The 14,065-nt window shown below is 66.5% G+C and carries 13 protein-coding genes; 5 read left to right on the forward strand and 8 right to left on the reverse strand.

The features are described from left to right. Window positions 1-96 precede the first annotated feature (96 nt). The 3 genes from ACZLZQ_RS08555 to ACZLZQ_RS08565 are packed head-to-tail and all read left to right on the forward strand — an operon-like array spanning window position 97 to window position 3,052. Window positions 97-1,578: a sensor histidine kinase gene (locus tag ACZLZQ_RS08555; RefSeq protein ID WP_472948977.1), complete on the forward strand. Its 1,482-nt coding sequence runs from the start codon at window positions 97-99 to the stop codon at window positions 1,576-1,578. Next, entirely contained in the window at window positions 1,575-2,024 is a 450-nt protein-coding gene (locus ACZLZQ_RS08560) for a response regulator (protein WP_472931569.1), read from the forward strand. The genes ACZLZQ_RS08555 and ACZLZQ_RS08560 overlap by 4 nt, the downstream gene beginning before the upstream one ends. Beyond that, on the forward strand, window positions 2,024-3,052 hold the full coding sequence (locus ACZLZQ_RS08565; RefSeq protein ID WP_472948978.1) for a sensor histidine kinase: 1,029 nt from the start codon (window positions 2,024-2,026) through the stop codon (window positions 3,050-3,052). The genes ACZLZQ_RS08560 and ACZLZQ_RS08565 overlap by 1 nt, the downstream gene beginning before the upstream one ends. 247 nt (window positions 3,053-3,299) lie before the next feature. Here the strand turns inward: ACZLZQ_RS08565 and ACZLZQ_RS08570 are convergent, their stop codons facing one another. From ACZLZQ_RS08570 to ACZLZQ_RS08600, 7 genes are all read right to left on the reverse strand, one after another. Continuing rightward, window positions 3,300-4,721 carry a phosphomannomutase gene (locus tag ACZLZQ_RS08570; RefSeq protein ID WP_472948979.1) on the reverse strand — a complete coding sequence of 474 codons (1,422 nt, stop codon included), beginning with the start codon at window positions 4,719-4,721 and terminating at the stop codon, window positions 3,300-3,302. A gap of 231 nt (window positions 4,722-4,952) precedes the next feature. Beyond that, a complete protein-coding gene (locus ACZLZQ_RS08575; protein WP_472931572.1) occupies window positions 4,953-6,056 on the reverse strand; it encodes a branched-chain amino acid ABC transporter substrate-binding protein in 1,104 nt (367 codons plus the stop codon). Window positions 6,057-6,213: 157 nt separating this feature from the next. Beyond that, a complete protein-coding gene (locus ACZLZQ_RS08580; protein WP_472948980.1) occupies window positions 6,214-6,576 on the reverse strand; it encodes a DUF6867 family protein in 363 nt (120 codons plus the stop codon). Then, entirely contained in the window at window positions 6,576-7,325 is a 750-nt protein-coding gene (locus tag ACZLZQ_RS08585) for an ABC transporter ATP-binding protein (protein WP_472948981.1), read from the reverse strand. Before ACZLZQ_RS08585 ends, ACZLZQ_RS08580 begins: the two co-directional genes overlap by 1 nt. Then, window positions 7,322-8,344, reverse strand: a complete 1,023-nt coding sequence (locus ACZLZQ_RS08590) for an ABC transporter ATP-binding protein (protein WP_472948982.1) — start codon at window positions 8,342-8,344, stop codon at window positions 7,322-7,324. The genes ACZLZQ_RS08585 and ACZLZQ_RS08590 overlap by 4 nt, the downstream gene beginning before the upstream one ends. After that, on the reverse strand, window positions 8,344-9,741 hold the full coding sequence (livM, locus tag ACZLZQ_RS08595; RefSeq protein ID WP_472931577.1) for a high-affinity branched-chain amino acid ABC transporter permease LivM: 1,398 nt from the start codon (window positions 9,739-9,741) through the stop codon (window positions 8,344-8,346). Before livM ends, ACZLZQ_RS08590 begins: the two co-directional genes overlap by 1 nt. Further along, window positions 9,741-10,658: an ABC transporter permease subunit gene (locus ACZLZQ_RS08600; protein WP_472931578.1), complete on the reverse strand. Its 918-nt coding sequence runs from the start codon at window positions 10,656-10,658 to the stop codon at window positions 9,741-9,743. The genes livM and ACZLZQ_RS08600 overlap by 1 nt, the downstream gene beginning before the upstream one ends. 310 nt (window positions 10,659-10,968) lie before the next feature. Between ACZLZQ_RS08600 and purU the strand changes: the two genes are divergently transcribed. Both purU and ACZLZQ_RS08610 read left to right on the forward strand, forming a co-directional pair. Continuing rightward, the gene (gene purU / locus ACZLZQ_RS08605; protein ID WP_472948983.1) at window positions 10,969-11,835 is read left to right on the forward strand and encodes a formyltetrahydrofolate deformylase; all 867 of its coding nucleotides are present in this window, start codon (window positions 10,969-10,971) and stop codon (window positions 11,833-11,835) included. A 201-nt stretch (window positions 11,836-12,036) separates the two neighbouring features. Beyond that, window positions 12,037-13,059: a DUF2793 domain-containing protein gene (locus ACZLZQ_RS08610; RefSeq protein WP_472948984.1), complete on the forward strand. Its 1,023-nt coding sequence runs from the start codon at window positions 12,037-12,039 to the stop codon at window positions 13,057-13,059. Between the two features lie 121 nt (window positions 13,060-13,180). Here ACZLZQ_RS08610 and rfbA read toward each other — a convergent pair whose 3' ends face one another. Then, window positions 13,181-14,053, reverse strand: coding sequence for a glucose-1-phosphate thymidylyltransferase RfbA (gene rfbA / locus ACZLZQ_RS08615; RefSeq protein ID WP_472931583.1), 873 nt, complete (start codon window positions 14,051-14,053; stop codon window positions 13,181-13,183). Window positions 14,054-14,065: the final 12 nt, after the last annotated feature.

Below are 14,065 nucleotides of genomic sequence, written 5' to 3' on the forward strand. Positions count from 1 at the left end.
AGCGACTGTAGGGCCGGCGCCAGCGCCGGCCCTTTTCCGCCTCAGCGCTGATTGTTGCTGCCCTACAGTCGGGTAGCGGATTTGCATGGAATGAAGATGTCCGACCGTCGGCTCAACCGTATCGTCTTTGGCGCGCTGGCCCTCGGTTTCTTTGCGCTGATCATCGCCGTGTCCGCGACCGCTTGGGGCATCTTGCGCAACAGCGAGCTTGGGCAGTGGGTTGCTCATACCTACCAGGTCGAACTGGCGGTTAGCGAGGTTCGCAGCCTGACGGAGCGTGCCGAGTCCGCCCGCCGCGGGTTTATTCTCAATCCGGATCCGCGTTTCGTCGAAACCTTCGCGCGCACGTCGTCGGGGCTGACCGAAAGCCTCGACCGGCTCGAGCAGCTGACGCAGGACAATCCGCGCCAGGTCGAACTCCTCAAAACGCTGCGCGAGACCAGCGGACGCCAGGTCGCTGAGGTGAAGCGCAGCTTCACCCTCCGGCAGGAGTCGGGCGCAGCGGTCGCCGCGCAGCAGTTCCTCACCGACGGCATCGATCTGGTGCTGAGCCTTCGCCAGATCCTCTCGGCGATGACGACCGAGGAGCAGTCGCTGCTCGTCGAGCGGCGGGCGTTCGAGCAGCGCAGCCTCGTCTTCTCCTACATCGTCCTCGGCATTTCAGCCTTGCTCGTGATCGTCCTCGGTGGCGTCACCGTCTGGGCCATCCGGCGCAATCTGAACGACGTCAAGCTCTCCCGCGATACGCTGCGGGACCTCAACGAGAACCTCGAGGGCGCCGTGCAGGCGCGGACCGCCGACCTGCAGCGCGCCAACGACGAGATCCAGCGCTTCGCCTACATCGTCTCGCACGACCTCCGCTCGCCGCTGGTGAACGTGATGGGCTTCACCGCCGAGCTCGACGCCTCGGTGAAGCCGCTGTCGGAGATGCTGTCGCGGGCCGAGGAGGAGGCGCCCGGCATCGTCACCGAAGAGGCGCGCCTTGCCGTCCGCGAGGACCTGCCCGAGGCGATCGGCTTCATCCGCTCGTCGACGCAGAAGATGGACCGGCTGATCAACGCCATCCTGCGGCTGTCGCGCGAGGGCCGCCGCGTCATCTCGCCGGAACCGCTCGACGTTGCCGAGATGCTCGGCGGGATCGTCGGCAGCCTGCAGCACCGGCTGACCGAGATCGGCGCCGAGGTCGCGCTGGAGACGCCGATGCCGCGGATCGTCAGCGACCGCGTCGCGATCGAGCAGATCCTGTCCAACCTCGTCGAGAATTCGGTGAAGTACCTCAGGCCCGGCCGCCCCGGACGCATCGTCGTCCGCGGACGTCATGCCGAGGGCCGGGTCGTCTTCGAGGTCGAGGACAATGGCCGCGGCATCGACCCGAAGGACCATGAGCGGATCTTCGACCTATTCCGTCGCTCGGGCAGCCAGGACCAGCCTGGCGAGGGCATCGGCCTCGCGCATGTCCGGGCCCTGGCCTATCGTCTGGGTGGTATCATCACCTGCGCGTCGACGCTCGGGGAGGGCGCGACCTTCAGCCTGTCGCTGCCGCCGCGCTACAGCATCAACAAGGAGATGACCCCATGACCGGATCGCACCCCGTCAACATCATCATGATCGAAGACGACGACGGCCATGCGCGGCTGATCGAGAAGAACATCCGCCGCGCCGGTGTCACCAACGCCATCAAGCACTTCACCGATGGCACCTCGGCGGTCGAGTACATGTTCAACGCGCCCGACGGCCCGGCGATGAATGGCCCGGCCTTGGTGCTGCTCGACCTCAACCTGCCCGACATGAGCGGCACCGACATCCTGACGCGGATGAAGAGCCCGGACAGCCCGCTGCGCCGCACGCCGGTCGTCGTCCTGACGACGACCGACGACAAGGTGGAGATCCAGCGCTGCTATGATCTCGGCGCCAACGTCTACATCACCAAGCCGGTGAACTATGAGTCCTTCGCGCAGGCGATCCGGCAGCTCGGCCTGTTCCTCAGCGTCATCCAGGTGCCCGAGCCGGAAATCGACGGCTGATGGCCTTGCGCGTCCTCTATATCGACGACGACGATGGCTTGCGGCGCATCACCGCCCGCGCCCTCGGCCGGCGTGGCTATGAGGTCGTGACGGCCGAATCGGGCGCCGCCGGCATGGCGCTGGCGAGCGAGGGCGTGTTCGACGTCGTCGCGGTGGACCATTACATGCCCGGCCAGGACGGGCTGGAGACGCTGGCCATGCTGATCGAGCTGCCCTACCGGCCGCCGATCGTCTACGTCACCGGCTCGGAGGAAAGCCGCATCGCCGTCGCCGCGATGAAGGCGGGCGCCACCGACTACGTCGTGAAGACCATCGGCGACGACTTCTTCGACCTTCTGTCGACGACCTTCCTGCAGGCGATCGAGCGCCGCCAGCTGCGGCTGGACAAGGAGGAGGCCGAGCAGTCGTTGCAGGCTTCCAATGCCCGGCTCGAGGCGCTGCTGAAGGAAGTGAACCACCGCGTCGCCAACAGCCTGCAGATCGTCTCGAGCTTCGTGCAGATGCAGGCGAGCGGCCTGTCGGAGCCGACGGCGAAGGCCGCGCTCCTCGACACCCAGCGCCGGATCCTGGCCATCGCCCAGGTCCACCGCCGGCTCTACACCTCGGACGAGGTCAACAATGTCGACATGGTCGACTACCTCACCGCGCTGCTCGAGGAGCTCGAGGAGACCTGGACCAGCCCGAGCGCACCGCGCCTGCTGAAGCTCGCGGTCGATCCGATGCGGCTGAAGACCGACATGGCGGTTTCGGTCGGCGTCATCGTCAACGAGCTCGTCAGCAACGCCTGCAAATACGCCTACGACCCGGCCACCGCAGGCGAGGTGCGTGTGTTCCTCACCAAGGTCGGCGCCGACGGCTTCGAGCTGCGGGTCGAGGATGACGGCCACGGCTTCGTCGCCGACGGCACCGCCCGCGGCACCGGCCTCGGCCGCCGCCTGATGGGCGCGATGGCCCACAGCCTGAAGTCGGAAGTGATCTACGAGCCGGTGCCGACCGGGGTGAGGGCGGTGCTAAGGGCGCCGCTGTAGACCCTGCCGACAGGGAAGCTGCCGATCTCCCCCCTTGAGGGGGAGGTGGCCGGCAGGCCAGAGGGGGGCGCCGAAGGGCGATACATTCGATCGCGCCGAGGTTGCGCGACGCTTGCCGGCGCCGCGGTTTACTTAACCCTCGCACCTTGCGGCGGCTCGCCCCCCTCTGCCCTGCCGGGCATCTCCCCCTCAAGGGGGGAGATAAGCGGATCTGTAGGGCTTGCGTCCGCTTGGGCGGCGGCTGCTATTACCCTTGCGCCACTGCCTCCGCCGCTCGTCTCAACCCCCATTCCAGCACCACCGCCGCCCGCTCCGCGCTGGCAGCCTCGACGTAGCACCGCAGCTCCGGGGCATTGCCGGAGGCGCGGTAGTGAACCACCGTGTGGTCGGCGAGGCGCATGTGCACGCCGTCGAGGCGGTCGACCGCCACCACCTCGCCGACGTCCTGCATGAACGTCTCGCGATAGCCGGCGTCGTCCGAGAGCCTTTCGAGAAACGCGCCGCTTTTGGCCGCCGGAACGTCCTGCAGGCGGTAGGCCGCGGTGTGTCCGGCGTCGAGCCCGGCGACGATGGTGCTGAGCTTCGTGCGCCGCGCGGCGATGGTCGCGAGCACGCTGACGATCGGCAGCAGGGCGTCGCGCGTCGGCAATGCGGGCAGGCGGCGTCCGTCGCGGATGATGTCTGTGCCGAGGAGAACGCCGCCATTCGCTTCGAAGCCGATGATGCCGCCGGTGGGGTCCGCCGCCGCCATGCCGGCGATGACGAAAGGCGAGCCAACGCGGGTGCGGATGACCGTGCGGGCGATGCCGGTGCGCTGGATCGCCGAACTCGACGTCACCGGCGTCACGATGGTCTGGAGGCCGAGATGGGCGGCGGTCAGCAGCCCGATGATGTCGCCGCGCAGGATGGTGCCGGAAGCGTCGGCCACCAGCGGCCGGTCGGCATCGCCGTCGGCCGAGACCAGCGCGTCGAAGCGGCCTCCCTTCGCCCAGTCGGCGAGCAGCGCCTTGTCCTCATCGCGGTGCGCCTCGGTGTCGACCGGGATGAAGGCGTCGGAGCGGCCGAGCGACACGGTCTCCGCACCGAGTTGCTGCAGGATCTCGGTTAGGACGTCGCGGGCGACGGTGCTCTGCTCGTAGATGCCAATGGTGAGGCCGGCGAGGGTGTCCGGCTGGAAGAAGCCGAGGCTGCGGGCGATGTAGGGGGCGAGGGCATCATACGCCTCGGCAGGGGTTTTGCTGGCGACGGGGGGAGCCGAGAAAGTGGGCAAGGATGCGAAAGCCGAGAGGATGCCGGCCTCGTCGTCCTTGGTGATCTCGCCGTCCGCGCGGTAGAATTTCAGCCCGTTGCGGTCATCCGGAATATGGCTGCCGGTGACCATGATGGCGGGGCAGCCGAGGGTGAGGGCGGCCAGCGCCAGCGCAGGGGTCGGCACCGCACCGCAATCGAGCACAGCCCAGCCGGCATCGAACGCCGCCGCCGTGCAGAGGCCAGCGATCGCCGGGCTGCTGGCGCGCAGATCGCGGCCGATGAGAACACGGCGGGCGCCTGCGCTGCCGGTTGCATCGAGGTGGTCGAGAAATGCTCTCGTATAGGCGTAGCTCGGCGTTCCCAGGAGGTCGACGACGAGGCCGCGCAGGCCGCTGGTGCCGAATTTCAAGCTGGACATCGCGCTCTCCCCGCACCGGACAGGACGCCGGCTTTGCCTTCCCTAGGCGAGAGGCGGGCCGCCCTGCAAGGGCTCCGACAGCATCCCTCGATCGGGTGATCTCATCCGGACCACAGCTGCCCGATCGGAAAAGATGTTGCGTCCCCGTCGGGCACGGCTGAGCACTCGATGCCTGGAACGACAAAGGGCCCGGCGCATCGCTGCACCGGGCCCCTTGGTCGCAATCGCTGCTTACTTGGCGGCGAGGTAGTCGTACTTGCCGGCCTTCCACTCGTAGACGACATAGCCCGGCAAGGTGACGTCGCCCTTGTCGTCGAACTTGATGTCGCCGAGCACGGTCTTGAAAGTGCCCTCGTTCAGCGCCTTGGTCACGTCCTCGAACTTGGTGCCCTTGGCGGTCTTGGCGGCTTCCGCCCAGGCCTGGATCGCAGCGTAGGTGTAGAGCACGTAGCCCTCGGCGGTCTGGCCCTTCTTGTCGAGCGCAGCGACGACTGGGGCCGCCACTTCGTTCTTGCGCGGGTCCGGCGAGAAGGTCATCAGCGTGCCTTCGCCGGCGTCGCCGGTGATCGCCCAGTATTCGTCGGTGACAATCGCGTCGCCCGACATGATCTTGGCGGTGACGCCCTGGTCCTTCATCTGGCGGGCAATGAGGCCGGCCTCGGTGTGGTAGCCGCCGATGTAGACGAGCGTGACGCCCGCCTGCTTCAGCTTGGTGACGAGGGAGGAGTAGTCCTTTTCACCGGCGGTGTAGGACTCGACCACGGCCGGCTTGCCGCCAGCGGCCTCGTAGAACTTCTGTGTCTCGTCGGCGAGGCCCTTACCGTAGGCCGACTTGTCGTTGAGGATGGCGACGACGCCGTCCTTGTAGGTGTCGAAGATGAACTTGCCGGCGACTTCGCCCTGCTGGTCATCACGGCCGCAGACGCGGAAGATGCCGGTGCCCGGACGATCGTCGGTGTACTTCGGGTTGGTCGAGGCAGGCGAGATCTCGACGATGCCTTCCTCGGCATAAACCTGGCTGGCAGGGATCGACGAGCCCGAGCAGAAATGGCCGGCGACGAAGGAGACACCCTGGCCGGCGAAGGAGTTCGCCACAGCCACGGCCTGCTTCGGATCGCAGGCGTCGTCGCCGATCGACAGCACCAGCTTTTCGCCATTGACGCCGCCGGCGGCGTTGATGTCCGCGACAGCCTGTTCCGCGCCGATCTTCAGCTGCTGGCCGAAGGTCGCGTACTGGCCGGTCATCGGGCCTGCGACGCCGATGGTGATGTCGGCGAAGGCCATTCCGGCAAAAACCAGATTGAGGGCGGCGCCGGCCAAAAGAGCTTTTTTCATGACAACTTTCCTAGGGATATGAGGGTGGTAAGCGTCGGTGCACGAGGACCAGGTTCGGGCATCAGCCCCCTGCCTGGGCAGGATTAAAGACCAGGAACGGCCGCGACGGAATAGCGCGGCTGCACATATTTAGCCGTGTGCCAAAACAAATTGCAGTTTAAGAGCGCAACGCTTTTGTCCTGGTGAGAAAGCCGTACTGGCGAGCCCGCTGGCGGCCGCGGACGAACTGCCGTCCGGCTGCAGCGATCGCCATCAGGATGACGAAGTCGACCACCGCATAATGGAGCGCCGTGCCGAGGGTCGAGGCCGGCAGGAAGAAGCTGCCGCCGAACAGGCTGAAATGGATGAAGCGGGCAGCGACCGTCAGCAGCAGCACGTAGAACACCAGCAAGCCCCAGCCGCTCCAGCCGATGGCGGTCGAGCGGCCGATCATCCAGGCGCCGCCGCCGCCCAGTGCGATGGTGACGACCAGGAACTCGATCCAGCTGACTTCCCAGAGAAGGCTCATTTCCGGCGGCATCAGTGTGCTCCTCCTTCGAGGTAGGCCTGGCGGACTTCGGGTCGCGCCAGGAGGTCGCGGCCGGTGCCGGTCATGGTGATGGCGCCGTTGACCATGACGTAGCCGCGATGGGCGAGACGCAAGGCGTGGAAGGCGTTCTGCTCGACCAGGAAGACGGTGAGGCCCTCGTTGCGGTTGAGCTCCTGGATGACCTCGAAGATCTGCTTGACGATCAGCGGCGCGAGGCCGAGCGAGGGCTCGTCGAGCAGCAGGAGCTTCGGCCGGCCCATCAGCGCGCGGCCGATCGCCAGCATCTGCTGCTCGCCGCCCGAGAGCGTGCCACCGCGCTGGGTCGCTCGCTCCTTGAGGCGCGGGAACAGCGTGAAGACGCGCTTCAGGTCGTCGTCGAAGTGCTTCTCGTCCTGCAAGGTGGCGCCCATCTGCAGGTTCTCGGTCACCGTCATGCGGCCGAAGATGCGCCGTCCCTCGGGGGACTGGGCAATGTCCTTGGTCATGATCTCGTGCGTCGGCAGCTGGGTGATGTCCTCGCCGCGGTAGACGATGCTGCCCTCCCGCGCCCGCGGGCTGCCGCAGATCGTCATCATCAGCGTCGACTTGCCGGCGCCGTTCGCGCCGATGATGGTGACGATTTCGCCGGCATTGACGTCAAGGTCGACGCCGCGCAGCGCCTGGATCTTGCCGTAGAAAGTCTGCAGGCCGCGGATCGTCAGCATCGGGGTGCCCATCGGGGCTTCGGCGAGCGCGCTCATGCGGGTCTCCCTTCGGCGCTCGGGGTGTCGGAGACGTTGGCTTCTGCAATCGCCGCGTCGATGTCGCCGACCTCCAGCTTCTGCTCCACCGCCTCGACCTCCTCGTCGTCGACGCCGAGATAGGCAGCGATGACTTTCGGGTCGGTGCGCACGCTCTCGGCGGTGCCGTCGGCGATCTTCTTGCCGTAGTCGAGGACGATGATGTGGTCGGAGATTTCCATGACGACGCCCATGTCGTGCTCAATCAGAAGCAGCGAAACGTCGTGCTCGTCGCGGATCAGCCGGAGCAGCTTGTTGAGCTCGCCCGATTCGCGCGGGTTGAGGCCGGCGGCGGGTTCGTCGAGGCAGAGCAGCGCCGGGTTGGTGCACATGGCGCGGGCGATCTCCAGCCGGCGCTGGGCGCCATAGGAGAGGTCGGCCGCCGGATCGTCGGCGCGGTCGAGAAGATCGGCATAGCCGAGCCAGGCAATCGCCTTGTCCATCGCTTCCTGCCGGGCACGCCGGTAGCCGGGCAGGCCGATCAGGCCGCCGATGGTGAAGCCCGACGCCGTCATCAGCCGGTTGTGCTGGGCGACGAGGAGGTTCTCTAGGCAGGTCATGCCGCCGAACAGGCGGATGTTCTGGAAGGTGCGGGCGACACCCGCCCGCTCCGTAATCCGGAAGTCCGCCATCCGCTCGAGCAGGTAGACCGAGCCGCTGGCATCCTCGAGGTGCTGTGCGCCGCTGGCGGTGAGCCTGTCGACGACGGAATCATCGATGTTGCGCCCGCGCTTCAGCGCGATGCGGCCCTCGGTCGGTTTGTAGAAGCCGGTGACGCAGTTGAAGACCGTGGTCTTGCCGGCGCCGTTCGGGCCGATCAGCGCGGTGATGTCGCCGCGGCCGACCTGGAAGGAGAGCGCGTCGATGGCGGTGAGGCCGCCGAAGCGCATGGTGAGGTTCTCGACCTTCAGGATCGGGTCGTTCAGCCAGCGCTCGGCCGAAGGGGCAGCGGTCATCGGGGAAGCGGTTGCGGTGGACATCAGTGACCCTCTCCCTGGGCGACCATGTCGGCACCAATGCGCTTGCGTTCCTTGTAGATGGCCGACGGGATGCGCGACGAGATCAGCCCTCGCGGTTTCCAGACCATGATGGCGATCATCGCGAGGCCGAAGATCAGCATGCGGTACTGCGTCGGATCGAAACCCTCGCCGAAGACGAGCTTAAGGACGGTGAGGTTTCGCAGAAGCTCGATGCCGCCGATCATCACCACCGAGGCGATGACGACGCCGAGCTGCGAGCCGAGGCCGCCCAGCACCACGATGGCGAGGATGATCGCCGACTCGATGAAGGTGAAGCTCTCCGGCGAGATGAAGCCCTGGCGCGTCGCGAAGAACGAGCCGGCGAAGCCGCCGAACATAGCACCCGTCGCGAAGGCGGTGAGCTTGACGTTGGTGGTGTTGATGCCGAGCGAGCGGCAAGCGATCTCGTCCTCGCGCAGCGCTTCCCAGGCCCGGCCTATCGGCATCTTGCGCATGCGCGCCGTGACGAAGTTGGTGAGGAGGGCGAGGGCGAGGATGATGTAGTAGAGGAAGATGAAGCGGTGGATCGAGGAGAATTCGAGGCCGAAATAGGCGGCGAAACCATCCGGACCGCGCACGAAGTCGAGGCCGAAGAGGGTCGGCTTCGGAATGCCGAGAAGGCCGTTCGGTCCGCCGGTGACCTCAGCCCAATTCAGGAGAACGACGCGGATGATCTCGCCGAAGGCCAGCGTCACGATCGCGAGGTAGTCGCCCCGCAGGCGCAGGACGGGGAAGCCCAGCATGATGCCCCAGAGCGCGGCGAAGAGGCCGGACATCGGCAGGCAGACCCAGAAGCCGAGATCGAAGTTGATGGCGAGCAGCGCGAAGGAATAGGCGCCGACCGCGTAGAAGGCGACGTAGCCGAGGTCGAGGAGACCCGCGAGACCGACGACGATGTTGAGGCCCCAGCCGAGCATGACGTAGGTGACGATCAGGATGGCGAGGTCGAGGAGGTAGCGGTTCTGGCTCGGCAGCAGCGTGTCGATGATGAAGGGGAGGCCCAGCGCCACCAGCAGCATCAGAAGGCCGAAGACCTTGCCGAATATCCGGCTGTTGCGGGCCGCCGCGGCGGAAGCGGGCTTGGCCGCCGCCACCGGCTTCGACAGATCGGGCTCGGCGCGGAAGAGGAAGTAGGAGAGGGCGAGCCGGCCGAAGAAGACGATGCCGATCGCGATCGCCCAGAGTTCCGGACGGATCGACAGCACGAGGCCGCCGATACCGGTATCGGTGCGCAGCAGGAAGAAGAAGAACGTCAGTGCGCCCGCAATAGCAGCGGCAATGCAGGCGTCCTTCACCGAGCGCACGAGACGGCTGTCCTTCGGCGCGGGCGCCTTACCCGTCAGATCAAGCGTCGACATCAGACCTTCTCCACTTCCGGACGGCCAAGCAGCCCGGAGGGCATGAAGATGAGGACGATGGCCAGGATCGAGAAGGCCGCAACGTCCTTGTACTCGGCGGCGAAATAGCCCGCGAAGAAGGTCTCGATCAGGCCGATCAGGAGGCCGCCGAGCATGGCGCCGGGCAGCGAGCCGATGCCGCCGAGCACGGCCGCGGTGAAGGCTTTCACGCCGGCGAGGAAGCCGATGTAGAAGTCGATCACGCCGTAATAGAGAAGGTACATGATGCCGGCGACGGCGGCGAGGCTCGCGCCCATGACGAAGGTCAGCGAGATCGTCCGGTCGACGTTGACGCCGAGCAGCGAGGCCATCTTGGCATCCTGTTCGCAGGCGCGCTGCTGGCGGCCGAGCGAGGTCTTGGCGATGACCAGCGAGAAGACCGTCATCAGCACGATGGTCGTCACGATGATGAGGATCTGCATGTAGGAGATCTGGACGTTGATGTTGCCGCTGCCCTGCCAGAGCTGGATATTGCCCGACAGCTGCGGCGCCAGCGGCTTGGCGCGGGCGCCCTGGGTCACCTGGACGAAGTTCTGGATGAAGATCGACATGCCGATGGCGGTGATCAGCGGCGCCAGGCGGAAGGAACCGCGCAAGGGACGGTAGGCGATCCGCTCGATCGTCCAGCCCCAGAGCGCGGTGACCGCCATCGCCACGACCAGCATGATGATGAGCACGATCGGAAAGAACGTGACGCCGATCATCGCCAGCGCGAGCAAAGTCGTAAGGGCTACGAATGATCCAACCATGAACACTTCGCCATGCGCGAAGTTGATCATGCCGACGATGCCGTAGACCATCGTATAGCCGATCGCGATCAGCCCGTAGATCGAGCCGAGCGTCAGCCCGTTGATCAGCTGTTGAAGAAAGTATTCCATGAACCGCCTTTGTCCGCCGATCCGGCGCAAGCATGACCTTTCGCGGGACACGTTTCCGCGTCATTCCCGCTGATCTCCAAGGCACGATCAGTTTCATAGCAGTCAGGCCAATGCAACCCGGCATTCAGGCTGGAAATGCCTGATATCAACAAAAGCGATGTGGATAACCTGCGTGTGCCCCATCCGTGTCACGCCACTGTCGCGGACGCGATGCGAAGGGTCGATTTTCGTTCATGCATCCGGTAGCGGGAAGGCTATGTAGAGCGGCGGGCCGCAGGCCCCGAGATGCATCCCCAGCCGGAGTGACGTGATGTCCGAAACCGCCGCCGACAATTCCTTCGTGCTGACGCTGACCTGCATCGACCGTCCGGGCATCGTCGCCGCCGTCACCACGGAGCTCGCCGCGATCGGCGCGAACATCGCCGAGTCCAGTCAGTTCTGGGACCGTGGCACCGGCCGCTTCTTCATGCGCATCGCTTTCACCGTGGCCGCCGGCGTCGATCGCGCGGCGGTGGAGAAGGCGATCGAGCCGGTGATTTCGCGCTTCGACATCAAGACGCGGGTGGTCGACGCCGCCGTGAAGCCGAAGATCGTCATCATGGTCTCGAAGTTCGACCATGCGCTGCGGCACCTCCTCTACCAGATCGGCGTCGGCTGGATGGATGCCGAGGTGGTCGCCGTCGTCTCGAACCACGAGGACGCCCGCCGGATCACCGAGCTCGAGGGCATCCCCTTCCACCACCTGCCGGTCGGCAAGACCGACAAGGCCGAGCAAGAGGAGAAGCTGCTCTCGATCGTCCGCGAAAGCGGCGCCGATCTCGTGGTGCTCGCGCGCTACATGCAGGTGCTCTCCGACAATTTGTCGAAGCGGTTGTTCGGCAAGGTCATCAACATCCACCACTCCTTCCTGCCGAGCTTCAAAGGCGCAAAACCCTACCACCAGGCGCATGAGCGCGGCGTCAAGCTGATCGGCGCCACGGCGCACTATGTGACGCCCGATCTCGACGAGGGGCCGATCATCGAGCAGGAGACCGAGCGCGTGACGCACGCGATGACCGCCGATGATCTCGTCGCCGTCGGCCGCGACGTCGAGAGTCGGGTGCTGGCGCGCGCGGTCAAGCTGCACCTCGAAAGCCGGGTGATGCTGAACGCGCACAAGACGGTGGTCTTCGCCTAGACCGAGCCTCGGCACGGCGCGCAGAAGAGCAACGGGCGGACGCCCGCAAAACGGGTTGACCGGTCGCCAAGCCAACGGGCGGCGACCGGCACCGCACCTGACGGAGAGAGCATCACGACAGGGCGCGGACGGTTTTCGCAGCCGCGTTTTCCGCCCCCCGGTCGCGCGGCCGTATCATGGCGACTTCACAGGAGGTCGATCATGCCAACCGCCAATCTTCAGCTTCCCTTTCTCGCCGCCTCGCAGGCCCAAAAGCACGTCACCCACAATGCCGCGATCGGCATGCTCGATGCGCTGGTTCAGACGGCCGTGGTCACGCGCGGTCTCGCCGCCCCGCCCGAAGCGGCCGAGGGGCAGGCCTTCCTCGTCGCCGCGGCGGCCACCGGAGCGTGGACCGGCCATGCCGGCGCGCTGGCCGCGTTCCAGGACGGCGCCTGGACTTTTCTCACGCCGCGCCCGGGCTGGCGGCTCTGGATCGCCGACGAGGCGCTGTTCTGCGTCTTCGACGGCAGCCAGTGGAAGAGCCTGCCGGGGGAGCGGTTTGCGCGGCTCGGCATCAATGCGGCGGCCGACAGTGTCAGCCGGCTCACCGTCTCGGCCGATGCCAGCCTGTTCAACCATGCCGGACACGGGCACCAGCTGAAACTGAACAAGGCGGCGGCCGGCGATACCGCGTCGCTGCTGTTCCAGACCGGCTATGGCGGGCGGGCCGAGATCGGCCTTGCGGGCAACGACGATCTCGCGGTGAAGGTCAGCGCCGATGGCGGGACATGGCGAACGGCCTTGACGGTCAATGCCGCCAGCGGCGCCGTCGGGCTTCCAAATGGCCTCGCCGCGCCGTTGGGCATTGCGCAAGGCGGCACAGGCGCCGTGTCCGCGCTGGGCGCCCAGGCGGGCCTAGGCCTGCGCTTTTCGCTGGGGACCATCGCCGTCAACGGCATGGCCGAGCTCAACCTCGGCGCGGCGGTCGGCGGTGCCTTGCTGTTTCTTGTCCCCGATGCCGCCGGTGCGCCGGCTGGCAGCCTGTTCGCGCGGCTGGCGCCGAGCCCGCAGCTCGTGCCGATCGCAATTGCCGGCGGAACGCTCGGGACCTACACCACCGTTCTTGCCGGCAGCACCGGCACAAACGGCCGCGTCAACGTGGCGGCCCTGGATGGCGGCCGGGTGCAGGTGGAGAACCGGCTGACCGCGGCGATCGGCTACACGCTCTATCTCTTCCGGTAAGAGGAGTGCAGGAGACGTGCGGCCCGAGAGGGGCGGGGCGCTCTGCGCCCTGCCATCAAGTCGGTTGTCCCTCTCGTAAAGGGATGTTGCCGGCGGGGAAAATTACCGCCGGCGGCCTGTCTCAGATGGTCTCGTCGGCCACGCGCTGGAGATACTGGCCGTAGCTGCTCTTGCCGAGTTCCCGCGCGAGGACGCGAAGCTGGACGGCGTCGATGAAGCCCTGGTTGAAGGCGATTTCCTCGGGGCAGGCGATCTTGAAGCCTTGCCGGCGTTCCAGGATGCGCACGAACTCGGCGGCCTCCAGCAGCGAATCCGGCGTGCCGGTGTCGAGCCAGGCAAAGCCGCGCCCCATGGTCTCGACCGCCAGCCTGCCTTCCTCGAGATAGACGCGGTTAAGGTCGGTGATCTCGAGCTCGCCGCGCGGCGAGGGTTTCAGCGAGCGCGCGATCTCGGAGGCGCGTCCGTCGTAGAAGTAGAGACCGGTGACCGCCCAGTTCGAGGCGGGATGGGCGGGCTTCTCCTCGATCGAGGTGGCGCGCGCCTCGGCATCGAAGGAGACGACGCCGTACCGCTCGGGATCGGAGACGTGGTAGGCGAAGACGCTCGCCATGTTCTCGCGGGCCATGGCGCGCTGCATGGTCTCCGGCAGGCCATGGCCGTAGAAAAGGTTGTCGCCAAGGATGAGCGCCGACTTCTCGCCGGCGACGAAGTCCTCGCCGATGAGATAGGCCTGGGCGAGGCCGTCGGGCTTGGGCTGCTCGGCATAGTCGAGCCGCATGCCCCACTTCTCGCCATTGCCGAGCAGCGCGCGGAAGCGCGGCAGGTCGTGCGGGGTCGAGATTATCAGCACATCCTGGATGCCCGCCAGCATCAGCGTCGACAGCGGATAGTAGATCATCGGCTTGTCGTAGACCGGCAGCAATTGCTTCGAGGCGGTCAGCGTCATCGGGTGCAGCCGCGTGCCGCTGCCGCCGGCGAGAATGATACCCTTCATGGACATAAAGCC

The sequence above is a fragment of the Mesocryomonas lacus genome, from assembly GCF_055730105.2.

Excerpts from the sequence above, each read along its gene's own strand:
- ACZLZQ_RS08590 (WP_472948982.1), bottom strand. The coding sequence starts at position 8,344 with ATGTCCACCGCAACCGCTTCCCCGATGACCGCTGCCCCTTCGGCCGAG.
- ACZLZQ_RS08565 (WP_472948978.1), top strand. The coding sequence starts at position 2,024 with ATGGCCTTGCGCGTCCTCTATATCGACGACGACGATGGCTTGCGGCGC.
- ACZLZQ_RS08600 (WP_472931578.1), bottom strand. The coding sequence starts at position 10,658 with ATGGAATACTTTCTTCAACAGCTGATCAACGGGCTGACGCTCGGCTCG.
- ACZLZQ_RS08555 (WP_472948977.1), top strand. The coding sequence starts at position 97 with ATGTCCGACCGTCGGCTCAACCGTATCGTCTTTGGCGCGCTGGCCCTC.
- ACZLZQ_RS08575 (WP_472931572.1), bottom strand. The coding sequence starts at position 6,056 with ATGAAAAAAGCTCTTTTGGCCGGCGCCGCCCTCAATCTGGTTTTTGCC.
- ACZLZQ_RS08560 (WP_472931569.1), top strand. The coding sequence starts at position 1,575 with ATGACCGGATCGCACCCCGTCAACATCATCATGATCGAAGACGACGAC.
- purU (WP_472948983.1), top strand. The coding sequence starts at position 10,969 with ATGTCCGAAACCGCCGCCGACAATTCCTTCGTGCTGACGCTGACCTGC.
- livM (WP_472931577.1), bottom strand. The coding sequence starts at position 9,741 with ATGTCGACGCTTGATCTGACGGGTAAGGCGCCCGCGCCGAAGGACAGC.
- ACZLZQ_RS08580 (WP_472948980.1), bottom strand. The coding sequence starts at position 6,576 with ATGCCGCCGGAAATGAGCCTTCTCTGGGAAGTCAGCTGGATCGAGTTC.
- ACZLZQ_RS08610 (WP_472948984.1), top strand. The coding sequence starts at position 12,037 with ATGCCAACCGCCAATCTTCAGCTTCCCTTTCTCGCCGCCTCGCAGGCC.
- ACZLZQ_RS08570 (WP_472948979.1), bottom strand. The coding sequence starts at position 4,721 with ATGTCCAGCTTGAAATTCGGCACCAGCGGCCTGCGCGGCCTCGTCGTC.
- ACZLZQ_RS08585 (WP_472948981.1), bottom strand. The coding sequence starts at position 7,325 with ATGAGCGCGCTCGCCGAAGCCCCGATGGGCACCCCGATGCTGACGATC.
- rfbA (WP_472931583.1), bottom strand. The coding sequence starts at position 14,053 with ATGAAGGGTATCATTCTCGCCGGCGGCAGCGGCACGCGGCTGCACCCG.